Source organism: Legionella steelei (genome assembly GCF_001468005.1).
GTDB lineage: Bacteria > Pseudomonadota > Gammaproteobacteria > Legionellales > Legionellaceae > Legionella > Legionella steelei.
Genome location: NZ_LNYY01000019.1, coordinates 920,197 through 943,713, shown reverse-complemented (window position 1 = coordinate 943,713; position 23,517 = coordinate 920,197). Strand labels below are relative to the sequence as shown.

The window sequence follows — 23,517 nt, the reverse complement described above, 5'->3', positions numbered from 1 at the left end:
TAGGATTTTTATTAGCGTAGAGAGTTTATGAACAAAATACATGAGTCTAGAGTAGAAGTTTATAACCAAAAAAACTATTTAGGGTTTGCTTGGTTAGTATGGGGATTGGCTGCTGCGTTCTATTTTTCTGATTATATGGCTCGTGTTGCACCCGGAGTAATGCATCGCTACTTGCAAATTGATTTTGGAATTAACGAAGCAGGCTTTGGTATCTTAACCGCTTCATTCTATGTCCCTTATATTTTAATGCAAATCCCTGTGGGACTCACAGTAGACCGCATAAGCATCCGTTGGCTACTTACAGTGATGTCATTAGTTACTGCATTTGGTTGTTGTGTTTTTGGTCTTGCAGATAGTTTGCTAATGGGCTCAATAGGTAGAATGCTCATAGGTTTTAGTGCGGCTTTTGCTTTTGTTTGTTCACTGCGATTAGCTACATCTTGGTTCCCTCCAACAATGCTGGGTTTACTGGCTGGTTTAACGCAAGCTTTAGGTATGCTTGGTGCGGCAGCAGGGGAAGCGCCAGTTTCATTCCTGGTGACTAATGTGGGATGGCGCCACAGTATGTTGATCATTGCCTTCTTATTTATTGCACTTGCAGCTTTATTATATCAATTTGTGCAAGATAAACCGGGAGAGCATCGAAGTGAAATACGTTCTGTAAATCAGCTCAGCATACTCCAGAGTTTAAAAATTATATTATCGTGCAGACAAACCTGGCTTAATGCTTTATATGCTGGATTTTTATTTGGACCAACAGCAGTGATTGGTGAAGCAATCGGCCCTGCATACTTACAATTTGGTCGGGGACTAGGTGCTCATGCTGCTGCTTTTGCTACAGGATTAATTTTTATTGGTTGGGGGATCAGTGGTCCTTTGTCCGGTTGGCTTTCTGATAAAATGGGTCGCCGTAAACCTTTAATGATTATTTCAGCAGTTTTTGGCATAATTTTCACAACTTTATTTGTATTTACCCCTACATTAGGTCAAAACTCAGCATATTTACTGTTCTTCCTTTTCGGTTTAACGAACACTGGTGTTGCTATTGCCTATGCGGTGTCCACTGAGATACATGATAGAAATGTGATTGGAACGTCTATCGCATTTACTAATATGATATCGATTTTTGTTGGAGCGCTAATGCAGCCCTTGGTTGGTCGATTAGTCGATATGGTTTCTGGTGCTCGTGCCTATAATGTTGAAACATTACTACTTTCTGATTTTCAAGCGGGCTTAAAGCTATTGCCAGTTTGTTCCGTTATTGCACTCATTTTAGCGTTTACTGTTAAAGAAACATATTGTAAACCAGTTAAGCAGGCTTAAGGCTTTGGGCGTTTTAGGTCTGTTTCTAATTCGACACTCTTGGCCAAAATGACATGGTTTTATATGCTCCGATACCCACATAGTTCGTGTATGCTGCGGTTCGGTGCTCTAAAATGAAAACCCCATTTTAACTCAATCGAACGGCCCTCATTGATATAAAAATAGTTATCACTGTTTTTTTATAAGCTTATCGCACTCCAATGTTATTTGCTGTTATACTTTCAGCTGCAGTTTTGCTGCGTGCGAATTAATAACATGGAGAACAGAATGAAAAAATTTACAGGATTGGTAATTATCCTGGCCGTTCTAATTTTAGGCGGATATTATGGTATGGGGGTTCTTACTGAAAGAACAATCAGAAAAAATATAGAAGTTATTGATCAATCTAATGGATTATATGCTGAAATCGAGCAATACCATAAAGGATTATTTAGCTCTGATGCCCAAATTAAATGGCGCTTACATATTCCAGAACGTGTAGTAAAAGATGCAAATGGACAACCGCAAACTCTTCCTGCTCAAGACTTTAATATGGAGATGCCTCTAACTGTGCATCATGGTCCTGTTATTTTTGCTAACAACCGTTTACGTTTTGGGTTGGGGTATGCTGAATCAGTTTTCCCATTTCCAGAACAATATAATGAGCAATTTGATGCTCAATTCACTAAAGAATCCGTTAAGCCCCAGTTGGATTTAAGTATTTTCGTTAATTACCTGAACGAAAGCACTGTGGATTTCAAAGTTCCTAACTTTAAGCTTATTGCAAAAGATGGTTCTGGTAGCTTCGAATGGTTAGGTATGGACTCAAGCACAACGATGTCTTCTGGTATGGGCAAAGTAGAAGGCAAAATTAAGCTAGATGGCTTAAATGCTACTAAAGATGATACCAAGATTACCTTAAGTAAGGTATCAAGTGACTATGATTTGCATGAAACACCTGCTGGCCTGTATCTGGGCGATGCAAACTTCACACTCCCTTCTTTCTATGTTTTAGTTAAGGATCAAAAACTGTTTGAAATTAACGATCTGGTAATTAAGTCAGATAGTGACATCGAACAGCACCTGTTTAATACCCATTTTAACGTAGCTATAAAATCCATGTTAGCAAATGGGCAAAATTATGGCCCAGGTGAGCTGGAGGTTGCTTTAAGAAATCTTGATGCAGATGTGTTGGCGAAAATTAATCAGCAAACAACTGCAATGCAAAATGGTAATGATATGCAACGCCAACAAGCAATGCTTGCCTTGCTTCCTGAGCTGCCTAAATTGTTTAACAAAGGTGCGGAGTTTGAAATCTCTAAACTGAGCTTCAAAATTCCCCAAGGACAGATTGAAGGAAACCTTTTTGTAACATTGCCTAAGGGCGAAAATGCTAATCCATTTGAAATGATGCAAAAGATCCAGGGTAAAGCGAAGCTACAAGTTCCTGCAGAAGCAGTGAAAGAAATCATGAAGCAATCAGTGATTCAACAAATTGCTAAAAAACCTGAGTTGCAACAAACTTTGACACAACAACTGCAAGCAAACCAGACTGCTGCTCAAACAACTCAACCAGCTCCAACTGTTGAACAATTAGCTGAAATGCAAACAAATAAACAAATCAATGCATTACAGCAAAGTGGACTGATTACTGTTCAAGGCACAGATTTTGTTATTGAAGCAAGTTTGGACCAAGGTAAATTCACCATTAATGGCAAACCATACGACCCTTCAATGATGAAATTTTAGACTGCAACAGAAGTAATTATCCAAGGAGTAGATTGCAAAAAACAACCTACTCCTTATAAGAACTTCTTGCTCTAAGAGTGAACATTATATCTTGATTATTAATACAGTTTTTTGTGTTCTACCCTTGTTTCAACGGACTTGTTTCGGTAATATACTGTTTTTAAAAGGAGGAGCTAATAATAATGACAACAATCAGTAACGAGGTAGTGGATAACACCGCTTCTCTGGCCGAAAGCGTAACTCTTTCAGTGCAAAAATATTTTTCAGAGCTTAAGGGAACTGATCCTGTTGACTTATACCAATTTGTACTTGAAGAAATTGAAACACCATTGTTTCGTGCAGTGATGGAACATTGCAAGTACAATCAGTCACGTGCAGCAATTATGCTGGGGATTAGTCGTGGTACTTTGAGAACTAAGTTACGTCGATATTTCGATGATAAATATGTTGGTACTAGAGACTAACAGAAATTTTAGTTAAAAAGAAAAGAGGAGCTATAAAGCTCCTTTTTTTTACCTTGTTTTATGGGTTTTTAATCCACAGTATGCATCGTGAGCGTGTCATGAAAAAGAAAGAGTTCGGCCTGCACTTCATTTCACCAGCCTACAATCCACACATACTATAAGGTTTTGAATAGGTCTCGAGAGAGACATTTTGGTGAGCAGCAGAGTTTGAGTATGGGTTAAACAAAAAAAAATGCTCCTAAAGTGGAGCATTTTCAAGAACGGTCAGTATTCAATACAGAGTGATTGCGTCACTCAGCAAACATAGAGCTTACAGACTCTTCAATATTCACGCGTTTGATGGCCTGTGCAAGCATGTCTGATAAACTGACAACTCGAATTTTTTCACATTTACGTGCTTCATCGGATAAAGGAATTGTATCGGTGACTACGATTTCATCAAGGACTGAATTTTTAATATTATTGACTGCAGGGCCAGATAGAACGGGGTGCGTTATATATGCTCTAACACTATGCGCCCCATTTTTCTTAAGCTCATGTGCTGCAGAGCAAAGGGTTCCTGCGGTATCAACAATATCATCAACAATAATGCAGTCTTTATTCTTTGGTTCGCCAATAATATGCATTACTTCAGATTTATTAGGGCCGCTACGACGTTTATCTATGATACATAACTCTGCATGGTCAAGACGTTTTGCTACAGCCCTTGCTCTAACAACGCCGCCTACATCAGGAGATACAACCATAATGCTTTTTAGATTCTGCTCTTTTATATCATCAAGCAAAATCGGCGTTGCATAAACGTTGTCTACAGGCATATAGAAAAAGCCCTGGATCTGATCTGCATGAAGATCCACAGTAAGAACTCGGCAAATCCCCACAGAAGCCATCATATCAGCAACGACTTTCGCAGTAATCGGCACACGAGCAGAGCGCACACGACGATCTTGGCGGGCGTAACCAAAATAAGGAACTACCGCAGTGATGCGAGCAGCGGAAGATCTTCTTAGTGCATCAGCTAGGGTCAGAAGCTCCATTAGGTTATTACTTGCTGGAGCACAGGTTGATTGAATGATAAAAACGTCTCTACCGCGGACATTTTCAAGAATTTCAATCATTGTTTCTCCATCACTAAAAGTACCAACAGTGGCTTGACCAATAGGTATTTGTAAATGAGAAGAAATTTGTCGAGCTAATTCCGGATTTGCATTTCCGGCAAAAATCATCATTGTGGACATGTGTAAAAAGCCTTTAGATTTAGGTTTAATCATTAACTTAAACACATAGCAGAAGACAGCCAAAAAGATATTATTATTATTTGAGCATTACGAGAACGCATCCTTCCAGGTTATCTTCTGCTGTCTGTTTACTTGAATCAACAAGAATGTGGCAGGGGTGCTAGGATTCGAACCTAGGTATGCAGGGATCAAAACCCTGTGCCTTACCGCTTGGCGACACCCCTAAAATTTGCAGATTCTTACAATCATCCATTATAAAAAAATTGCGTTCATCCGTGCAAATGTGTTGCGTATTTTGCAGTGCTTTTGGGTACATGTCAACTTTGAAAGCAATAATTTTTTTTATTTTTAAGTAGAGACAGTAGTTGACATTACAAAGAGAATATCATATGGCTTGGGGTTTTAGCCTATAAAAAGCAAAAGTTAGAAAAAATTCTAACTTTGCTTTTATCTGGAGCTGTATTGGTGCTGGATTTAAACTGTCCAATTCTGGATAACGACTTTGACCATGACGCCATTACCTTCAAGACGGATCATACTTGGCAGATCAATGCCTTTGGCAGAAGTATATTTAGCGAAATTAATGGTGTAGCCACTTTGCTTCAATAAGACTAGATGATTGTAATCATCGCGTTTCTCTGACTGAACCGAGCCTGGAGCCGGAAGTCCTCTCACCCAATAGTAAAGATTATTTACAGGAAGTCTGATTCCAGTTTGTTCCACTAATAATTGATCGGCATTATGAGAGGTAATTTTTTTAGGACCATCTTGGAATGTAATGGCACCACCTTGTTTCTCAATAAGTACAGCTCCTGAACCTAAAGGTCCCATTAGCCGGATTTGATAGGCACCTGGGCCGCTTTGTTTCCAGTTCATGGCAGCTGACCATCCTTTATTTTTATTTTTTGCAGCCATAGAACCACGAATTTCCCAGGAAGAAACAGTTGCTGTTTTTGCTTTACGCTGCTCAACAGGCATCACTTTGTTTTCGGGCAATTCTGCTGCAGGTCGAGGAGGAGCACAGGCGGTTAACAAGAAAAAAGGAATTATTATTAAGTGTTTCATATGGTTCATTTATCACCTCAAGTCCATTTTTGTAGTTTTTCAGTTAACAATACGCTAGACTGTCCACATATGCAATCAGTCTTAATCAATATGAAATTAAAGGCAATTTATCCCGGTACTTTTGATCCCGTCACTAACGGTCATGTTGATATTATCCGACGTGCAGCTAAGATTTTTCCGGAAATTATTGTTGCCGTAGCAAGTAATAAGGCAAAACGTCCTTTTTTACCGTTAGAGGCAAGAATTCAACTCGTAGAAGAAGCAATTGCTGATTTATCAGGTGTTCGCGTGCTTGGGTTTGATAACCTTTTAATCGATTTTGTATTAGAACAAAATGCGGGGATTATTTTACGTGGTCTGCGTGCAGTGTCTGATTTCGAATATGAGTTTCAATTGGCTGGAATGAATCGAAAATTATCGAAGCAAATAGAAACAATATTTTTAACCCCTTCAGAAAACTTTATGTATATTTCTTCTACTTTAGTACGTGAAATTGCAGTTCTGAATGGAGATATTTCTCAGTTCGTTCCTTCTTGTGTCGTTAGAGAACTTCAAAAAAGACAAAGTGAACATGAATCTTAGAAAGCTCTTTCAAGGGTTTTGCCTGATTACCAGTAGCATCAATTTCTTATATTTTCCTACGCATGCTGTTGCCGGACAAAATAACACTCTTCCGCCTGGTTATGCTATAGCCAGTGCAAATCCATTAGCAACCAGTGCCGGACTTGAAGTTTTAGCCAACGGGGGCAATGCGTTCGATGCTGCAGTTGCGGTATCAGCTGTATTGGCTGTAGTTGAACCATACCACAGTGGGCTGGGTGGTGGAGGATTTTGGTTACTGCATCACGAAAGTCAGCATAAAAATATTTTTATTGATGGAAGAGAGGTTGCACCACAGGCTGCAAAGAAAGATATGTATTTGGCGCCTGATGGCCATGTAATACCCGGATTATCCCTAAATGGCGGGCTTGCTGCTGCGATTCCTGGTGAGCCAGCAGCGTTAGTGTACATTGCAAAAAATTATGGGCGCTTGCCATTGGCAAAAACGCTAGCCCCTGCCATTAAGTTAGCACAAGAAGGTTTTTTGGTTGATAAACAATTAAATGCATTTTTGCAGAACGAAGAGCGATTAGAACAAATCAAAAAATATCCTTCTACCGCGAAAATTTTTTTGAAAAATGGCCGCCCTTATCGTATTGGGGAACGTTTAATTCAAGCTGACTTGGCTCATACTTTACAGTTAATCGCTGAACAAGGAGAACAAGGTTTTTATGCTGGAGAGGTTGCAGAACGTCTGGTTCAGGGAGTCAATGCTGCGGGAGGGATTTGGTCGCTTACGGATTTAACTAAATATCAGATCAAAGTTCGTGAGCCATTGATTGGCGCGTTTCATAACATGTTAATCATAACGTCACCGCCACCTTCAGCAGGAGGCATTGCGTTATTGACTATGTTCAATATATTGTCTCACTATCCTCTGTCTTCATTCTCAAAAGTACAATGGGTACACTACCTGGTAGAGTCTATGCGTTTGGCGTATTGGCAGCGTGAGCGCTTCCTGGGAGATCCTGATTTTGTGACGATTCCTGTTGAGAAGTTACTTGCTGCAGAGAATGGGAGGCAGCTCAGTACATTAATTTCACCCAATAAAGCACTGCCTAGTATGGTGCTACAAGGACAAGCCAAACAACACCCAGCCAAGCAAACTGATATTTCAAATACGACGCATATCTCTATTATTGATGCTGAAGGTAATCGTGTTGCCGCGACTATGTCCATAAACTATATTTTTGGCTCCAGTGTTGTCGCCGAGGGTACTGGTGTTTTACTCAACGATGAAATGGATGATTTTTCTACCAAAGTTGGCGTGGAAAATGTTTTTGGCCTGGTTGGTGGCGATAAAAATGCAATTGCTCCTGGAAAAAGACCATTATCCAGCATGACCCCTACATTCCTTGAATTACCCAATCGTGTGGCCATTTTGGGCACACCTGGAGGAAGTCGTATCCCTACTATGGTTTTAATTGCCTCGTTAGTGTTTCACGATGCATATGGTGCGATTAGTATGGTTTCCGCGATGCGCTTCCATCATCAGTATTTACCTGATGTGCTGCAATTTGAACCAGACACATTTCCTCCGGCAATTCAAGAAGCACTAAAAGCTATGGGGTATCATCTCATACAATTAGAGCGATACTATGGCGATATGCAAGCGATTACCTGGGATAAACAAACAAATATCCTTACTGCGGCCTCCGATCCGAGGGCTATAGGATTAGCTGCGTCTATTGTGAATGCTCCAAGTGGGTATGGACACGGGGCTAGATTCTAGTCGAAAAGCCATATTTGGCGCATCTTGAGTGAAAATCTGACTTTTTTTCATTTTTTTATTGATGATTAAGGGGCTGGGAGCTAGGATTGGTTTTGATTCGATTTGCATTGCTTACTACGACCTGTGGGGCGTAGTAATAACGGATAATAAAAAGAAGTTCTAATTCGGGTTACAACCATACTAATGAGATGGATTTTCACCGACTAGTTCTTTGATTTCTTCATAAGTTTGTTGAATCAATAATTCCTTATTATCAACAGTGAATTGTGATGCATCGATTGGTTGGCCTATATGTATCTCTGCTTTTTGTTTCAGATGCAGATTAAAGGTTCTTGCGGGTAAGATATTGTTGGCACCACGGATTCCTATAGGAATAATTGTTGCCTTAGATTGAATTGCTGTGATAAATCCCCCTTTCTTAAAGGGGCCCAGCTTTCCATCTTTAGAGCGAGTTCCTTCGGGAGCGATCCACATGATGATCCCGCTTTCCATTAATTGCTGAGCATACGCTAAGTCTTTGATGGCTTGGTATTTATTTTTCCTATCAATAAACGGAAATTCAGCTGCTGCCATTGCTTTACCCATTAAAGGAATTTTTGCCAGTTCTTTTTTAGACAACATGCGAATGGAATGGTTTGGAAATGCTTTGAAGGCAAGAGGAATATCGTATGCGCTTGAATGATTGCACATAAGAATCGTGGCTTTTCCTGATTCCGGTCGGACATTATGGGGATTTATCACTTTATATTCTACTTTTACTGCATTAAGTAGTTGATCAATCCAGCGATGTAGCGCTTTATCCGTCCATGAACGGTTTATCGTACTAAAAAAATATTTAAAGAGACAAAGTATGCTCGTTACAGCTGTATAAAACATTAAAGTAGCAAGAACCCATGCAGTTCGTATTCGATTTATCTTCATTAGCATTAAGGTTAAGTAAATTAGCGCTAAATATAGCGCAAGTTCATTCGATTGCCCAGATAGTTTTTAAAGAGCTTGGTTCAAAATAAGAAAATGTCGGCTCAATTTTGGTGGTTTAGACAGAAAATGATACACTGGATTTAATAAAATCCTATGCTTCGCCCTAAAGAACTAAAGAATGAATCATCTGGAGGGACCGTATGAATATCAAAACCATTGGACATAATTTTATCTTCACCCCAACGTTCAGTCATGTAGTAACGATAATGAGTTCCATGTAAGAAGCCAATCGCGTTTATTTTTTCTCGAACCTCATGCCTTTTTTCATCGTCAATCAGCTCCAAATAACGTACGCTATAATAAAGATTTTCTGGCATGAGCTCTTTTGCTTTTTTAAAGTAGGGGATTGATTCTTGCTTTTTCTCCTCAAAATAAACTAGGGTATCTGCCAATAAATAATACATTTTCGCTAGAGTTTGACGTAGTTCTTTTGATCTTGTTTCATTAGTAGCAATAAATGCTCTAAGCTCCTTTTTTAAATCCTCTATTTCGCTTAAATGCTCTTTCACAAAAGCTGTTCGAGCAGCTAAATAATCGTTATAGTCAATCGGCACACCAAGCCGTGCAATAAGGCAATCAATTTTTCGTACTAACAATTTATTATAAACGTCCATTAGCGCAGTATTGCTGCTTAGGAATAGATATTCACCGAGCCGATGTTGTGCCTTACTCAATTGGGTGCGATCGGCATCTTTTGCAGGGTGTGTTAACACATCAACGGCTAGAAGCGTAGACGCATAATTTATCGTTGCATCCATAACAAGTGAATCATGAGGTCTAATTCGAACTATTTTTTTTGCTAGTTCTATTTGTTCTTCGGCTAATTGTGTTACTGCGCTCGTTGGGTTTAATAATGCTTCCGCTATCTTAGGAGCGTTTGCACGAAATTGGTCAAAGTAATGTTCTCGTAAACGCTCAAGCGTGCTTTTATTATATTTGAGGTCTGGATTTTTCACATAGATCGCATCAGCATCTTGAAAACGATTGCTGTCTATTGCAAGGTCAAACTGATAGAGCCACCATTCTTCCCTGATTAAGATGTCTTGCATGGAATCGTCTTGTTCGAGGATTTGAGGATGCAGCCTCACTGCTTGGGCTAAAAACTCAATTGTTTGATTGCCGAAGAGTTTTTTCGTTATACTCCACTTGCTTTTTTCCCTTTTGGCATCCTCTAAATAAGCATGGGCTACTTGAGTGCGTAATGCAGGATAGGGGGTTAAGTAGCTAGCTTGCTCTTCATAACTAAAATTCTGTTTGATGTAATCAACTGCTTTTAGTTGCTCTTCTGCTTTTGTTGATGAGAATAATGCAGCAATAAGTTCTACAGCGATTTTTAATGCTTCAGGGGCAGATTGTTCCTGTTCAAAATAGAATTCGATAAAGGACTCTTTGAATCTTTTTTTGATCTCAGGAGACCACTCCAATGCCTCTTGGTATCGCTCCTGGCCAACTAGATATTCTGCATAAGCTTCGGCGAAAGGGCTGGATGGATAACAATTGGTTTTGCTGACTGATTGTCTGTTGTAGGCGATTTGGGCAATTGCTTTTTTAATAATTTGGCTATCTTGAGGATCGATTGATGGCGCTAAATGAGCCAGATATTCTTGTATAAAAGTTTGCCCAAAGGGGTACCCACTACGAATAAAACTATTGAACTCTGGGAAGGCATCTGAGTGAGTTATAGAATAACTCATTAATAATCGCTGTAGGTTGCTAGAGGTTTGATTCGTTCTGGGTTGGTTGACGAGCGTTACAAAGCGTGAGGAAATTGGGAATGCATCAATGCTTTTTGGCAATGCAGGGGCTTTAAAACCTTTGACATACCCTGCATAGGCAATTTTACCCAAAGTCATTTCAACTCTACTAGGATGGCAATGATCCTCAAAGCCTAACCAACCTTTAAATGATTCAAAAAGAGTGCGGAACCAACTGACTTGAAAGACGTCAATGCCATCGGTGTATAATCTTTGCCTGGGAGATGATGCAATTTCTTGCCAAAATGTTTGATATTCATCTTCATCAAAATCATAAAGTAGAAAATCAGGGCGATGGACTATCCCTCTTTCTTGATATTCTTCGATAAAATGTCGAGCTAATCTTAGACGCAACATAAAAAAATCCCAGCAAAATTAGTCCGTTGTATGGTAATTGAAAATCAAGTCTTGGGCAATTGAGTTATATAATGAACAAGTTAAAAGAGTACTTTAAAGATTAATTTTGACATGTGGGACAGAAAAAAGAATTACGTCCGCCAATCATGATGGACTCAATAGGATGTTGGCAACACATACAGGGTTGGTTTTTTCGGCCATAGACTTTGAGTGATATACTGAAATACCCCGGCTTGCCATCAAAAGAATAAAAGTCTCGTAGTGTTGTCCCACCTGAAATGATCGCTTGTTTCAATACTTCTTTAATATGTGTAGTGAGACTATAACACATCGCTTCGGAAAGCATTTTTGCCGGGGTGTTAGGATGTATATTTGCTAAAAATAGACTTTCTGAGGCATAAATATTACCGACGCCGACCACAACATCGTTATCCATAATCAATGATTTGATGGGTTTACTTTTATGTTGAATTCTTTGAAATAAATAAAGACCATCAAAGTCGTCAGAAAGAGGTTCGGGACCTAAATGTGCGAGTAGTTGATGTTGATATGGATTTTCATCGATATAAAGAAATAAACCAAAACGCCTGGGGTCACAAAAACGAAGCATAAGACCATTGGCAAGCATTAACATAATGTGATCATGTTTTTCGGGGTTGCTTTCAGCTGATACAATGCGTAAGTGTCCTGACATACCGAGATGAATTAAAAGATAACCCTTTGATAAATGAAGCAAAATATACTTCGCTCTCCGGGAAATGGTGATTATTTTTTTACCGACACAAAGGGTGTCTAAATTATTAGGCACCGGTATACGCAGTTTGGGATTACGGACAATAACCCCTTGGATTGTTTGTCCTTCAAGATGGGGTTTAATTCCTTCCTTTGTCGTTTCAACCTCAGGTAATTCAGGCATTATTTTTGGTCGTCATGCTCAATGATGCGTCCTTCATTTTTTTTAATCACTTCCTTTTTAGTCGAGCTGTTTGGGAATAGGTATTGTTTTATGGTGGCAACTAGCCAGAGGATACCCCCTATAATGAGCCCCCAAACTAAAACGTAAGAGAACATAAATAACAGACCTAAAAATAGGGCGATGGCACAACCTGCTATGATAAATGGTACCAAGGTTTCAAAGATTTTACCCAGAGGAAATTTATCGCTCATAACATGATTCCATAGTTTATTCTTTATTAATTATCGGCTACATAATGAAATGTTGCAACGTAAAGAGTAAAATTGTGATATCCTTATATGAGGTAAGGGTTATTTTTGAATTCTTACGCAACTAAAGGATGAGTTTTTTCTTAATTTGCATTTGAAGTGGAGCTATTATGCTTTTTGGTTATTTAAACCTGTCTTTTTGGGGATATGTGGTTGCAACGTTGATTTTAACACAGATTACTATCGCGGCAGTAACGCTATATCTTCATCGAAATCAAACCCATCGTGCATTGACACTGCACCCTATTGTCAGTCATTTTTTCCGTTTGTGGTTGTGGTTAACTACGGGAATGGTTACCGCTGATTGGGTTGCTATTCACCGCAAACATCATGCATCGGCAGACGTTGAGGGCGACCCACATAGCCCAGTTGTTTTCGGCATTAAAAAAGTATTTTGGGAAGGTGCTGAACTCTATAAAGTAGCGCGTAAAGATAAAGAAATGGTTGCCAAATATTCCCATGGTACTCCTAAGGACTGGCTAGAGCGAAAGATTTATTCACCCCATTCCGCTAAGGGAATTTTGCTCATGCTATTCGTCGACTTATTTTTATTTGGTATTCCTGGGATTACCATTTGGGCAATTCAAATGATGTGGATACCGTTTCATGCTGCTGGAGTAGTTAATGGAATTGGCCATCATTGGGGATATAGAAATTTTGAGTGTCCAGATGCTGCAAGAAATATTTTCCCTTGGGGTTTTTGGATAGGTGGCGAAGAGTTACATAACAATCATCATACTTTTGCTTCTTCAGCGAAGTTTTCTATTAAGTGGTGGGAGTTTGATATCGGTTGGATGTACATTCGTATTCTTTCCTTTTTAGGCCTTGCCAAAGTAAAAAAATTACCACCAAAACTGGCTATGGACGCGGGTAAGTTGCACGTCGATTTGGATACAGTAAGAGCGGTCATAGGCAATCGCTTCCAGGTGATGTCTAATTACTATAAAAGTGTGATTCGCCCTATACTCAAACAAGAGAAAAATACCAGTCTTGAAAATAAGGCAGAAAAGAAGCTTTTTGCACGTGCTGGCAGTTTATTGCGCCGTGAGAATTGCTTGTTGAATGCGGCAGCAAAACTTCGTTTATCAAATTTGCTGGAAGCCCGTGAACAATTACGTGTTGTTTATGCATACAAGCAATCACTTCAAAATATCTGGTTAAAAACTGCATCGACTCAAAAAGAGTTAATCGAAGCATTACAGCAATGGTGCCGACAAGCAGAAGAGTCAGGTCTTGAAGTATTGAGACAATTTGCGCAACAGTTAAAAGGATACGTTCCTGTATATAGGTAATTCTTTGATAATTTTGCGTATTCACGCACTTCTCATTTCACGGAGAGGAAATGAGGAGAACCGCAATTAATTTTCAGAATATTATGTCATTCCCGCATAGACGGGGATGACAATTTTATATAGATATGAACTTAATGGTGACGATATTTGACTTTTAATTTCGATTTTCTATAGTAGTATTTTATTATCGCAATAACAGGGAGTTGGTTATGATGAAAGGTGTAGCAATAGTTACTGGAGGAACTGGTGGTATCGGCACAACCATTTGTCAACGTTTAGCTGCCGATTTTCAAGTTGTCGCGTGTTATTTCAAACATGGAAAACATGACGAAGCAAAGCAATGGCAGGAAGAGCAAAAAAAGCTAGGGTATGATATCGATATCGTTTATGGAGATATCGCACAATTTGTAGATTGTGAAAAAATAATGGCCTTAATCATGGAGCGCTATGGCCGTGTTGATGTTCTCGTTAATAATGCTGGCATTACCCAGGATTGTAGCTTACGTAAAATGACTCCTGAGCAATGGCATCATGTGGTCGATGCTAATTTGACTAGCGTATTTAATATGACCCGCAATGTAATTCCGGTGATGATCGATAAAGGTTATGGCCGTGTCATAAGTATTTCTTCAATTAATGGTCGCAAAGGTCAGTTTGGACAATGTAACTATGCTTCTACCAAGTCTGCGTTGTATGGTTTTAGCAAAAGTCTGGCATTAGAAGTCGCCAATAAAGGTATAACCGTCAATACAATTTCTCCGGGCTATATAGAAACCCCCATGCTCGCTTCTTTAAAAGAAGAAGTACTGAAGTCTATTATTTCAAGTATTCCTGTCGGTCGTTTGGGACATGCAAAAGAAGTTGCTGATGCAGTTGCTTTTTTAGCTTCTCCAGATAGTGGATTTATTACTGGTGCGAATTTGGATGTTAATGGCGGACAATACATGTAAATGCATGCCCAGGCCTTATGTTGAGAATCTGGGCATTGTCGTTGATCAAAACTTCTAACTTATAGAGAATTTTATGCAACATAATAATATCGTTTTGATAACTGGTGGTACTGGGGATATAGGCACGGCAATTGCGAAAGAGTTGAACTCTTCATACAAACATATTTTTTCTCTTGATTTAGTTTCTGAAGAGGATGGCAAGGCATGGCAAAAAGCTCTTATAGAACAAGGATATAAGAATATCTATTTCCGCCATATGGATGTAACTGATTATGAGCAATGCGGTGAAGTTATTTCCTCCATTATTGAAGAGTTTGGCAATATTGATGTGTTAATTAATAACGCCGGTATCACTCGTGATGCGGTATTTACAAAAATGACTAAAAAACAATGGGATGAAGTATTAACTGTGAATCTTGATGGTATGTTTAATACAACCCGCCATGTAGTTGAAAACATGAGAGAACACGAATCGGGGCGAATTGTTAATGTTTCTTCTGTGAACGCTCAAAAAGGACAATTTTCGCAAGCAAATTATGCTGCATCAAAAGCGGGCGTCTATGGTTTTACCAAAAGTCTGGCTCAGGAATTAATGAATAAGAATATCACTGTAAATAGTCTTTCGCCTGGTTATGTTGATACTCGATTAATGAAAGGCATTAGACCTGATATTTTGGATGCGATTATTGCCCAAATTCCTGCAAAACGTTTGGCTCAAACCCAAGAAATTGCCTGGGCCGTGGAGTTTTTGATCAGCGAGAAGAGTCGATATATTACTGGAGCTAATCTAAGTATTAACGGTGGCCTCCACATGTATTAAAACCATTTGATCTATATATAAAATCCCTCCCCATAAGTAAGAGAGTAGTAAGGTTGAGGGTTTATCGGCCACGATCAATGCCCTCATTGATTCTCCTGGCGTCTTCTCCTTGGCCCATTATCCCGAGAGTGACGAGGGATTTCTGCGCTGGAGTATCGTTTAGTGTTACGATAGAGACCCTCGTTGCGCTCGGGATGAACAGCACAGGAGAAGGGATGTTCCCTTAATTTAATGACAGTAAAGAAATAGGGTGCGCTTTTTTACAATTTTAAAATCACCCCAATATTAAGAGAAAAAATATGACTCGATTAATAAAAAAATACAAAAATCGCCGGCTTTATGATACTGAGACCAGTCAATATATAACGCTTGAAGAGTTACAGCGTTATGTTGTAGATGGTACGCAATTCAAAGTAGAGGATTCCCTAACTGGGAATGACTTAACTAATTCCATCTTGCTACAAATTATTGTGGAAATGGAGGCTGGTCAGACTCAATTTTTGTCTTCCGATATTTTGCGGCAAATCATTTCTCTGGCAAATCATCCCATGCATGCTTCATTAAAACAAATGATGGAGCAAATGTTCCAAGTTATGGAAAAACCACTACAAAATAATCCTTATTTGCAGGCAACTGAAAATTGGAACCAACAAATGCAAAAGATGATGCAACAATGGCAGAGTTTATTTAAAAGTTAACAACATCATTTTAAATTGATGATTCATGACCTAGAGATTTAAAGATTATTTTTTATGGTGCATTGCAAAAAAAATATTGGTTAACCCATTGACAAATTTGCCATCTATATACTAATATTAAATTGTGCAATGCAACATAGTGGAGAATATCATGACTCAACAAAATTTTGAAAGATGGACTGAAATGGCTAAAAAGCTTCAAGAACCTTTTCAAGCCATGGCTGAATTGAATGTAAAAACCTTACAAGGTTTACATTATATCAAACCTGAAGAGCTTTCTGGTATTAAAAAGCCTGAAGAGTTATTAGAAAAGCAAGTTAATCTTGCTGTTGAAAATGGCCATAAGGCTTTAGATTACATGCAAAAATCTTTTCAAATTATTGAGAAGGCCATGTTAGGTTTTGTTCAAGAAGCTAAAAAAGCTACTGACGTAAAGCATTAATTCAATACCTTATTTGAAAGCAGTTGAAGCAATTACGCTTGAACTGCTTTTTTATTTTATCGTAATTCTATGAGTTTATTGGCGAAGTTCCATCTTATTTTTCCCTACTCAAAAATTGATTTTCTCACCATATCAATTGAATAGCGTATTTAATTCTATATGTCGGTTACACTTATTGAAGTTTTTCCAAGGGTTCTCTATTTTTCCCAAACGCTGAAATATATTGTTTAAATGATAAGATTGTGGATTTAACGAAGGGTCATTTAATTCGTCCCACGTAAGTGGAGTTGCTATAGGAGCTCCTTTTTTAGCACGTAAAGAATAGGGGGCAATTGCCGTCATGGCATAATCATTGCGCAGAAAATCAATGAATACTTTATTTCCTCGTTGGTCTTTTCTTTGTTCTAAAGTGGTGATTTGATGGGTTTGTTGATGCAACTTTTCAGCTATTTTTCTTGAAATTTCTTTAATTTGGACAAACTTACAATCCGCTTTAATTGGCAGATGAATATGTAGACCACGAGATCCAGATGTTTTAACAAAGGTCGTGATTGCAAATTCATCTAACATCTTTTTTAAGGCAAAAGCTGTTGTACGAATTTTTTCAAAATCATTATCTTGAGGATCCAAATCGAAAATCAGTTGATCGGGTTTTTCAATGGAAGACATTGTTGGCAGTGGGGTATGCAATTCAAGAACATTTTGTCCTGCCAGATAAACCAAAGCTTTTTTAGAGCGAATGCCTGCCATCTTCATTTCAGAATTATTTTGTAGCATTGGCACAGTCAATTCTTCAATGAAATCTGGAAAATATGCCGGTCGATGCTTGTTATAAAAACCACTCTCATTAATTCCATTAGGATATCGTTTAAACGATATCGGTCTATTTTGTACAAAAGGGAGAAGATGCTCTGCAATTTTATAAAAATATTCAACGACGTCTTTTTTTGAAATCTGATCATCTGGATAAAGCAATTTATCTGCATGAGATATATCAACACCGGCGATTTTCATAGCGACTTACTCCAAGATGTTTCCTATATAAATTTATTAATCAATTGATTAAATTTCAATAAAATAAAATTCCATGCAAGATCGTTCTGAGAGTGGATAGAAAAGGCTTTTTTAGTTCTTTACAAGAGGATACAATGCTCTAAGGTTAGAAATAGTTAGAAAAAGATTCAGAAAAATTCTGGAAAAACTTCAGAAAAAATTATTGAAATAGGGGTCATTGGGTGATCATTTTTCGTTATTTAGCTAAAGAAGTGTTCCTCACTCTCATTGCGCTCACCTCCATACTGGTATTAATTTTTCTGAGTAATCAGCTTATTCAATACCTCAATCGAGCTGCTTCTGGAAATATCCCGGGTGTCATTATTATGAAGCTAATGATGCTTGAATTGCCCACGTTACTGAGTTTACTTGTTCCATTAGGTTTTTATACAGCCATGTTGCTTGCATATGGCCGTTTGTATGCTGAAAGTGAGATGACCGTATTGCGTGCTTGTGGTTATGGTCCCAATCAATTATTAAAACACAGCTTTATCATGGCGACTGTTGTCGCCATTATTGTCGCGGTGATCATGATTTGGGGGAGCCCTTTAATTTATATTGAACGCGCTAAATTGTTGCGAACCACAGGGATAAAAACTTTAGTGCAAACAATTATGCCTGGACGTTTTCATGCGATTAATGAAGGGCAAGAAGTGTTTTATGTTCAATCCATGAGCCGTGATCATACCAAGGCGGAACAGGTATTTTTAGCAAAACGGAGTACCGTCAATGAGCAAATTCGTTGGGATGTATTATGGGCGGATCAAGCTTTTGCTGAAACTGATGCAAAAACAGGAGAAGACTACATCATTTTGCAAAATGGTAAAGAATACCAGGGAGTTCCTGGGCATGCGGATTATCAAGTTGCAGAGTTTGGCCAATATAAAGCACGATTACCGCATCCTGTCATAAAGATATCGGAAGATTTACGCACAATGAGTACGGCCAGTTTATTACCCCTTATTAATGACGACCCCGCCAAAGCTGCTGAATTACAATGGCGTTTATCGGTACCTCTTATGGTATTTACTTTGACTTTAATCGCGGTTCCTTTGAGTCGTATTAACCCACGCTCAGGAAAATATGCTAAGTTATTACCCGCAATTATTATTTACATTTTATACGCTAATTTATTGTTTATTGCGCGTGATGCAGTGGTTTCTGGAAAAATCCCACAATGGATCGGTTTATGGTGGGTACATCTTGTAGTGGTGGCTTTTGGATTATTTTTAATCAAACGTAATCAGGCGAAATTGGCATGAAGATATTAGATCGCTATATTGCGAAAACTGTTCTCGGCTCTATTGGTCTTGTCACGCTCATGCTAGTAGGATTACAAGTTTTTATTTTATTTGTCGATCAAATTAATGATTTAGGTCGGGTGGATTATGGAATTGGCCAGGCGGCCTTTTTTGTCTTATTACAAATGCCCTATCAAGTCTATTTATTTTTCCCTATGGCAAGCCTCCTTGGCTGCTTGATTGGTCTTGGGATTTTGGCTAACCATAGTGAGTTGGTGGTTATGCGTTCTTCAGGAATGTCTATAGGACAGATCACGTGGGCGGTTTTAAAAGCATCTATGGTGCTCATTGTGTTAGTTACTGCCTTAGGAGAAACGATAATTCCATACTTATCACATTATGCTAATGACTATAAGACGGCGGCAGTCAGTGGCGGACAAACATTAAGAACTTCAAAGGGATCTTGGTTGCGTTATGGCCATGATTTTATTTCGGTGGGAACCATACTCCCTAACAATATTTTAAGTAATATTTATCAATTTCGCTTTGATGAGCATCATCATTTAAAAATGTCTCGTTTTATTAGCGAAGCGCGCTATACCTCAACAGGTTGGGTTGCGTATAAAGTGCAGCAAACAGATTTTGCAGCGGATAAAACCAAAGTCCAAACTTTTGATACTCTTCCCTGGGATGTTTCTGTAAAACCCAAAATTTTGACAATTAGCAGTATTGAACCAGATGAAATGACTTTACGAGAATTAAATCGTTACATACGGGAACAAAAACGTAATCATCAAAATGTGCATACTTATCAGTTTGCTTTTTTACAACGAATTATCCAACCGTTTACCACCATAGTCATGATGATTCTCTCCATCCCCTTTATTTTTGGTCCTTTGCGTTCAACGACTATGGGAGCGAAGCTATTGGTTGGCGCTGCAGTGGGATTTAGTTTTCATATTTTTAGCCGTTTTTTTGGTCCGCTTAGCACTGTTTTTCAATTACCGCCTGAATTAGCTGCTTTAGGGCCCACCGTTATTTTTGCTTTATTGGGTGTGTATTTAATGAGAAGGGTTAGATAAATGGGGCGGTTTTGAGGTGCTTATTTACGATTTTGCTCCTTTTTTCTTTGTGCTAAGATATTGATCAATAAATATTAACGTTCTAATCCCATGAAAATCCAGTGTAAGTTTTGCCGCCAGCACATGGAGCCTACTGTGTGTTGGGAAAAAAGATTCGTCACTACAGATCAAGCAGTTTATTATTGCAGTTTATGCAAAAAAGAATTGTTTGTTTTAGGTGGTTTCCTTGATAAACCATTTTGGCAGCGCCCGGTATATTTATGGTTTTGTAGTTCGTTTATCATTGAACTGATTGATTATTGGGAAAAAGTGAAAAATCTTTTGCATGAGATGCATCTCGGTAAATTTTTATACCTTATCTTATCTTTAATCTTAACAATCATAGTTTATTTTTTTTGAAATGAAGAGGTTATCGACTCACATTGTGTGATTGTAGCCTGGGTGCTGCGTAGCGGAACCCGGGATTTATATTTAAACCCCCCGAGTTCCGCCCAGGCTACAGAGCTATAAAACTACACCACTTGTCCCGCGGCCCATCCTGATGACCATGCCCATTGAAAATTATAACCACCTAACCAACCAGTGACGTCTAAGGCCTCACCAATGAAATAAAGCCCTGGGATATCTTGAGTTTCCATTGTTTTTGAGGAAATTGCATGGCAATCCACGCCACCAATAGTTACCTCGGCAGTACGATAGCCTTCTGTACCATTAGGCTTTATCTGCCAAGAATTGAGTTGTTTCGCTACAGATTCCAAATCACGATTAGAGAGTTCAGCAAGTTTCTTGTCAGCAAGCCCTGGCGCAACGAAGAGTTCAATGACTCGTTTCGGTAAGTGTATAGACAAAATTGAGTTTAATTGTTTTTGTGGTTTTTCTGAGCGTGCAGTTTTTAAATAATCTAGAAGATGGATTTCAGGCAATAAATCAATACAAATACTTTCTCCTGCGTGCCAATAAGAAGACAATTGCAAAATTGCGGGACCACTCAAACCTCGATGAGTAAATAAAGTATTTTCCCGAAATTCAATACGTGCATTTTTAACTAAACTGTCGACACCAATCCCAGATAATAAGGCTATTTTTTCCTTTTCCAAAACATCCAGAGTCAGTGGCACGAGTCCGGCACGAGTCGGCCACACTTTGATACCAAATTGTTCGGCAACCTTATAAGCAAAAGGGCTAGCTCCCATAGTGGGTATGGACAATCCACCACTGGCAATAACCAGTGATTGACAATGAACAATTCCTTGGGTGGTTTGTATTTTAAAACTTTGTGATTTTTGAATGTTCTCTATGCCGGTATTCAATTGGATTGTCACTGCCGTTGCAGCACATTCTTTAAGTAACATATCGACAATATCTTTTGATTTATTATCGCAAAATAATTGGCCTAAGGTTTTTTCATGAAAGGGAATTTTATGTTTTTTTACAAGTTCAATAAAATCCCATTGGGTATAGCGAGTTAGAGCGGATTTGAAAAAATGGGGATTATGGGAATGGTATTTTTCAGGTTCAATGTAATAATTAGTAAAATTACAACGGCCACCGCCCGACATTAAGATCTTCTTACCAACTTTATTGGCATGATCAAGCACCAAGACTTTGCGGCGGCGTTTGCCCGCCTCGATGGCGCACATTAAACCTGCGGCACCTGCACCTATAATAACGACATCAACTTCTTCCATAATCGGAGTGACTTGTAATAAATAAACGGGTGCAAGGGTACCATGCATCAAGAGTAATTCAAAGGGTGAACCTTGATCGGATTGAGATTTTTTTATACGATGATTCATTCACCCTTTCGTAAATGGATTTTATGGTTTTTTTGAGGCATCTTTTAGCAATCGTATTAGGTAGTACCCTATTACCCTTACGCATCCTGGGAAACAATGCTTTTTATTTAATGGCTGCAGTTCTTTTGGGAGGAGTGCTTGTAATCGATTTTTCGCTTAGTTTGGCGGATGCCTTTAAAAATAAAGGTATGTCGAGTGTGATGAATTTTCTACTCTCTACATTCATTGTTTTTCCATTAGTGGCTTCAATAATCGCCAGTGCTCTTGCTGTTGTCACTGCTTATCTAACCTACAATACAGTCATCAATATGCTTGAGTCATTCTGGCTTGGTTTTAAAAATGGCCTATTTTATGGTATGGATGGTTTTTGGAGTGCGTTAGCATCGCAATCTCTTTTCGATCCAATTGCATATCTAAGTGCTTTGCAGACGGGAGTAAACCCAGATGAGTTAATTGATGATGTCGATTTTGATGGGTTTCAACGAATTAGAGGTGAATTGCAAGATGTTGTTGTAGTACGCGAGGACTTGGAAGTCCCTGACTTGCAGGATAAAAATCCAAAGGCTGCTACTCAATTATTGAGTGATATTGAATATAAAAAAATCGATGAATTAATAAACAAACTTAGCCTTTCTAAAGAACCTTTACAGCCAGAGATAAAAAGACAATTAGATGCTTTAAAAACTTTGTATATCCAATATAAAGATTTGTCACAGAAATTGGAGGATGTACGTAGCGCTTTAATTGGGGGGGATAAGTCTAAAATTAAAGATGAAATGATTGCTTATAATGAGGTAGATACACCTATTTTGCTGGTTAAACAATATAACGATGCAGGGGTATGGCGTAACGTTCCTGCTGCCAGTTATGTGACAGATAAAGAAAGTTTATTACGTTGGTTAAAGCTCAACCCTAAACATACTTTACTTAAAGACCCTCTGAAAAAACCTGACGCTTACAACAAAATGGCAACCCAATATATTTGGTATGAGCTTACCAAAGATGATTGTTCTTCCCAAGAGTTAGACGAGGCTGCGGCTGAGATGCGTATTTTGGTCAACACGTTATTTCCTTTATTATCAGGGCAGCAAAAATTAAATTTAGGATTAGGGTCTTCACCACAAGCATTTTTTGCTCTAGCACCTGATGATAATCCTCACCTGCCTCAGGATGAGAGCCATTCAATCATTCCCTTGGTTAACATGGGAAATGTCTAATACAAAATGGTACATTCTTATTTCTAAGGTCCGATGCCTACTCTTTTTCTTCTTGTTTTAAAACTAGGAGATCAATTTAAGCTTATACTGTACATATACAAAATGATTCTTTTAAGGACCAAGATCATGAATGAACTTGATATTTTACGATTATTTTATGATGAGATGAAAAATCGTGGGACTACTCGAGATCAAGTATTTTTAAGTATGGAGGAGGAGGCGGCGACGATGCTTTCTCAAAAATTACAACAGCCTGTATCCGTGGAGGACGTACAAAAGTTAACGGATATATGCATTGCCAATGAATGGCTAGAACGGACAACAGCTGATCCGCATTATAAATATTTATCGTTAACGGAGGCGGGGTTACAAATTATTTTAGCAAATCGATACAGTTAATTGCTCTTAAGGGTATAAACTTTAAGCAAAAGTAGGTAAAATACGTCAATTTTATTCTTTT

22 protein-coding genes and 1 tRNA gene are annotated in these 23,517 nt (G+C 38.5%); 14 read left to right on the top strand and 9 right to left on the bottom strand.

The window, feature by feature from the left end; genetic code table 11:
- Positions 1 to 27: 27 nt before the first annotated feature.
- From Lste_RS08270 to Lste_RS08260, 3 genes are all read left to right on the top strand, one after another.
- Positions 28 to 1,323 carry an MFS transporter gene (locus Lste_RS08270; RefSeq protein ID WP_058510561.1) on the top strand — a complete coding sequence of 432 codons (1,296 nt, stop codon included), beginning with the start codon at positions 28 to 30 and terminating at the stop codon, positions 1,321 to 1,323.
- Positions 1,324 to 1,590: 267 nt separating this feature from the next.
- On the top strand, positions 1,591 to 3,051 hold the full coding sequence (locus tag Lste_RS08265) for a YdgA family protein (RefSeq protein WP_058510560.1): 1,461 nt from the start codon (positions 1,591 to 1,593) through the stop codon (positions 3,049 to 3,051).
- A gap of 182 nt (positions 3,052 to 3,233) precedes the next feature.
- Entirely contained in the window at positions 3,234 to 3,515 is a 282-nt protein-coding gene (locus Lste_RS08260; RefSeq protein WP_003633193.1) for a helix-turn-helix domain-containing protein, read from the top strand.
- Positions 3,516 to 3,805: 290 nt separating this feature from the next.
- On the opposite strand, the gene Lste_RS08255 is transcribed toward Lste_RS08260, so the two are convergent.
- The 3 genes from Lste_RS08255 to lolB form a co-directional block, all read right to left on the bottom strand.
- On the bottom strand, positions 3,806 to 4,753 hold the full coding sequence (locus tag Lste_RS08255) for a ribose-phosphate pyrophosphokinase (RefSeq protein WP_058511691.1): 948 nt from the start codon (positions 4,751 to 4,753) through the stop codon (positions 3,806 to 3,808).
- A gap of 149 nt (positions 4,754 to 4,902) precedes the next feature.
- Positions 4,903 to 4,977: transfer RNA gene (locus Lste_RS08250), tRNA-Gln, on the bottom strand.
- 250 nt (positions 4,978 to 5,227) lie between these two features.
- Positions 5,228 to 5,827 (bottom strand): lipoprotein insertase outer membrane protein LolB, encoded by a 600-nt coding sequence (lolB, locus tag Lste_RS08245; protein WP_058510559.1) that lies wholly within the window; start codon positions 5,825 to 5,827, stop codon positions 5,228 to 5,230.
- 60 nt (positions 5,828 to 5,887) lie between these two features.
- Here lolB and coaD point away from each other — a divergent pair, with 60 nt between their 5' ends.
- Together coaD and ggt are read left to right on the top strand one after the other, a co-directional pair.
- Entirely contained in the window at positions 5,888 to 6,400 is a 513-nt protein-coding gene (coaD, locus tag Lste_RS08240) for a pantetheine-phosphate adenylyltransferase (protein ID WP_058510558.1), read from the top strand.
- On the top strand, positions 6,390 to 8,150 hold the full coding sequence (ggt, locus tag Lste_RS08235; protein WP_058510557.1) for a gamma-glutamyltransferase: 1,761 nt from the start codon (positions 6,390 to 6,392) through the stop codon (positions 8,148 to 8,150). Before coaD ends, ggt begins: the two co-directional genes overlap by 11 nt.
- 180 nt (positions 8,151 to 8,330) lie before the next feature.
- Here ggt and Lste_RS08230 read toward each other — a convergent pair whose 3' ends face one another.
- The 4 genes from Lste_RS08230 to Lste_RS08215 all read right to left on the bottom strand — a co-directional run bounded on the left by Lste_RS08230 (position 8,331) and on the right by Lste_RS08215 (position 12,409).
- On the bottom strand, positions 8,331 to 9,071 hold the full coding sequence (locus Lste_RS08230) for a lysophospholipid acyltransferase family protein (RefSeq protein ID WP_058510556.1): 741 nt from the start codon (positions 9,069 to 9,071) through the stop codon (positions 8,331 to 8,333).
- Between the two features lie 140 nt (positions 9,072 to 9,211).
- On the bottom strand, positions 9,212 to 11,242 hold the full coding sequence (locus Lste_RS08225) for a hypothetical protein (RefSeq protein ID WP_058510555.1): 2,031 nt from the start codon (positions 11,240 to 11,242) through the stop codon (positions 9,212 to 9,214).
- 100 nt (positions 11,243 to 11,342) lie between these two features.
- Entirely contained in the window at positions 11,343 to 12,158 is an 816-nt protein-coding gene (gene mutM / locus Lste_RS08220) for a bifunctional DNA-formamidopyrimidine glycosylase/DNA-(apurinic or apyrimidinic site) lyase (protein WP_058510554.1), read from the bottom strand.
- Entirely contained in the window at positions 12,158 to 12,409 is a 252-nt protein-coding gene (locus tag Lste_RS08215; protein WP_058510553.1) for a hypothetical protein, read from the bottom strand. Before Lste_RS08215 ends, mutM begins: the two co-directional genes overlap by 1 nt.
- A 167-nt stretch (positions 12,410 to 12,576) precedes the next feature.
- Here Lste_RS08215 and Lste_RS08210 point away from each other — a divergent pair, with 167 nt between their 5' ends.
- The 5 genes from Lste_RS08210 (at position 12,577) to Lste_RS08190 (ending at position 16,668) form a co-directional block, all read left to right on the top strand.
- On the top strand, positions 12,577 to 13,758 hold the full coding sequence (locus tag Lste_RS08210) for a DesA family fatty acid desaturase (protein ID WP_058510552.1): 1,182 nt from the start codon (positions 12,577 to 12,579) through the stop codon (positions 13,756 to 13,758).
- A gap of 209 nt (positions 13,759 to 13,967) precedes the next feature.
- Entirely contained in the window at positions 13,968 to 14,708 is a 741-nt protein-coding gene (gene phbB, locus Lste_RS08205) for an acetoacetyl-CoA reductase (protein WP_058510551.1), read from the top strand.
- Positions 14,709 to 14,781: 73 nt separating this feature from the next.
- Positions 14,782 to 15,528: an acetoacetyl-CoA reductase gene (gene phbB / locus Lste_RS08200; RefSeq protein WP_058510550.1), complete on the top strand. Its 747-nt coding sequence runs from the start codon at positions 14,782 to 14,784 to the stop codon at positions 15,526 to 15,528.
- Positions 15,529 to 15,827: 299 nt separating this feature from the next.
- A complete protein-coding gene (locus Lste_RS08195) occupies positions 15,828 to 16,226 on the top strand; it encodes a polyhydroxyalkanoate synthesis regulator DNA-binding domain-containing protein (protein WP_058510549.1) in 399 nt (132 codons plus the stop codon).
- Positions 16,227 to 16,377: 151 nt separating this feature from the next.
- Entirely contained in the window at positions 16,378 to 16,668 is a 291-nt protein-coding gene (locus Lste_RS08190) for a phasin family protein (protein WP_058510548.1), read from the top strand.
- Positions 16,669 to 16,800: 132 nt separating this feature from the next.
- Here Lste_RS08190 and ligD read toward each other — a convergent pair whose 3' ends face one another.
- Complete coding sequence (gene ligD / locus Lste_RS08185) at positions 16,801 to 17,682, bottom strand: non-homologous end-joining DNA ligase (protein ID WP_058510547.1); 882 nt, start codon at positions 17,680 to 17,682, stop codon at positions 16,801 to 16,803.
- Positions 17,683 to 17,903: 221 nt separating this feature from the next.
- Here ligD and lptF point away from each other — a divergent pair, with 221 nt between their 5' ends.
- Positions 17,904 to 18,983 (top strand): LPS export ABC transporter permease LptF, encoded by a 1,080-nt coding sequence (gene lptF / locus Lste_RS08180; protein ID WP_058510546.1) that lies wholly within the window; start codon positions 17,904 to 17,906, stop codon positions 18,981 to 18,983.
- Entirely contained in the window at positions 18,974 to 20,044 is a 1,071-nt protein-coding gene (gene lptG, locus Lste_RS08175; RefSeq protein WP_058510545.1) for an LPS export ABC transporter permease LptG, read from the top strand. The genes lptF and lptG overlap by 10 nt, the downstream gene beginning before the upstream one ends.
- A 512-nt stretch (positions 20,045 to 20,556) precedes the next feature.
- Here the strand turns inward: lptG and Lste_RS08165 are convergent.
- On the bottom strand, positions 20,557 to 21,732 hold the full coding sequence (locus Lste_RS08165) for a BaiN/RdsA family NAD(P)/FAD-dependent oxidoreductase (RefSeq protein ID WP_058511690.1): 1,176 nt from the start codon (positions 21,730 to 21,732) through the stop codon (positions 20,557 to 20,559).
- Between the two features lie 131 nt (positions 21,733 to 21,863).
- Here Lste_RS08165 and Lste_RS08160 point away from each other — a divergent pair, with 131 nt between their 5' ends.
- Positions 21,864 to 23,057 carry a hypothetical protein gene (locus Lste_RS08160; protein ID WP_058510543.1) on the top strand — a complete coding sequence of 398 codons (1,194 nt, stop codon included), beginning with the start codon at positions 21,864 to 21,866 and terminating at the stop codon, positions 23,055 to 23,057.
- Between the two features lie 126 nt (positions 23,058 to 23,183).
- The gene (locus tag Lste_RS08155; RefSeq protein WP_058510542.1) at positions 23,184 to 23,456 is read left to right on the top strand and encodes a hypothetical protein; all 273 of its coding nucleotides are present in this window, start codon (positions 23,184 to 23,186) and stop codon (positions 23,454 to 23,456) included.
- Positions 23,457 to 23,517 lie beyond the last annotated feature (61 nt).

Bases quoted from the DNA above. Each gene is read 5' to 3' on its own strand.
- Lste_RS08270 (WP_058510561.1), top strand. From the start codon at position 28: ATGAACAAAATACATGAGTCTAGAGTAGAAGTTTATAACCAAAAAAAC.
- Lste_RS08265 (WP_058510560.1), top strand. From the start codon at position 1,591: ATGAAAAAATTTACAGGATTGGTAATTATCCTGGCCGTTCTAATTTTA.
- Lste_RS08260 (WP_003633193.1), top strand. From the start codon at position 3,234: ATGACAACAATCAGTAACGAGGTAGTGGATAACACCGCTTCTCTGGCC.
- Lste_RS08255 (WP_058511691.1), bottom strand. From the start codon at position 4,753: ATGTCCACAATGATGATTTTTGCCGGAAATGCAAATCCGGAATTAGCT.
- lolB (WP_058510559.1), bottom strand. From the start codon at position 5,827: ATGAACCATATGAAACACTTAATAATAATTCCTTTTTTCTTGTTAACC.
- coaD (WP_058510558.1), top strand. From the start codon at position 5,888: ATGCAATCAGTCTTAATCAATATGAAATTAAAGGCAATTTATCCCGGT.
- ggt (WP_058510557.1), top strand. From the start codon at position 6,390: ATGAATCTTAGAAAGCTCTTTCAAGGGTTTTGCCTGATTACCAGTAGC.
- Lste_RS08230 (WP_058510556.1), bottom strand. From the start codon at position 9,071: ATGAAGATAAATCGAATACGAACTGCATGGGTTCTTGCTACTTTAATG.
- Lste_RS08225 (WP_058510555.1), bottom strand. From the start codon at position 11,242: ATGTTGCGTCTAAGATTAGCTCGACATTTTATCGAAGAATATCAAGAA.
- mutM (WP_058510554.1), bottom strand. From the start codon at position 12,158: ATGCCTGAATTACCTGAGGTTGAAACGACAAAGGAAGGAATTAAACCC.
- Lste_RS08215 (WP_058510553.1), bottom strand. From the start codon at position 12,409: ATGAGCGATAAATTTCCTCTGGGTAAAATCTTTGAAACCTTGGTACCA.
- Lste_RS08210 (WP_058510552.1), top strand. From the start codon at position 12,577: ATGCTTTTTGGTTATTTAAACCTGTCTTTTTGGGGATATGTGGTTGCA.
- phbB (WP_058510551.1), top strand. From the start codon at position 13,968: ATGATGAAAGGTGTAGCAATAGTTACTGGAGGAACTGGTGGTATCGGC.
- phbB (WP_058510550.1), top strand. From the start codon at position 14,782: ATGCAACATAATAATATCGTTTTGATAACTGGTGGTACTGGGGATATA.
- Lste_RS08195 (WP_058510549.1), top strand. From the start codon at position 15,828: ATGACTCGATTAATAAAAAAATACAAAAATCGCCGGCTTTATGATACT.
- Lste_RS08190 (WP_058510548.1), top strand. From the start codon at position 16,378: ATGACTCAACAAAATTTTGAAAGATGGACTGAAATGGCTAAAAAGCTT.
- ligD (WP_058510547.1), bottom strand. From the start codon at position 17,682: ATGAAAATCGCCGGTGTTGATATATCTCATGCAGATAAATTGCTTTAT.
- Lste_RS08165 (WP_058511690.1), bottom strand. From the start codon at position 21,732: ATGGAAGAAGTTGATGTCGTTATTATAGGTGCAGGTGCCGCAGGTTTA.
- Lste_RS08160 (WP_058510543.1), top strand. From the start codon at position 21,864: ATGGTTTTTTTGAGGCATCTTTTAGCAATCGTATTAGGTAGTACCCTA.
- Lste_RS08155 (WP_058510542.1), top strand. From the start codon at position 23,184: ATGAATGAACTTGATATTTTACGATTATTTTATGATGAGATGAAAAAT.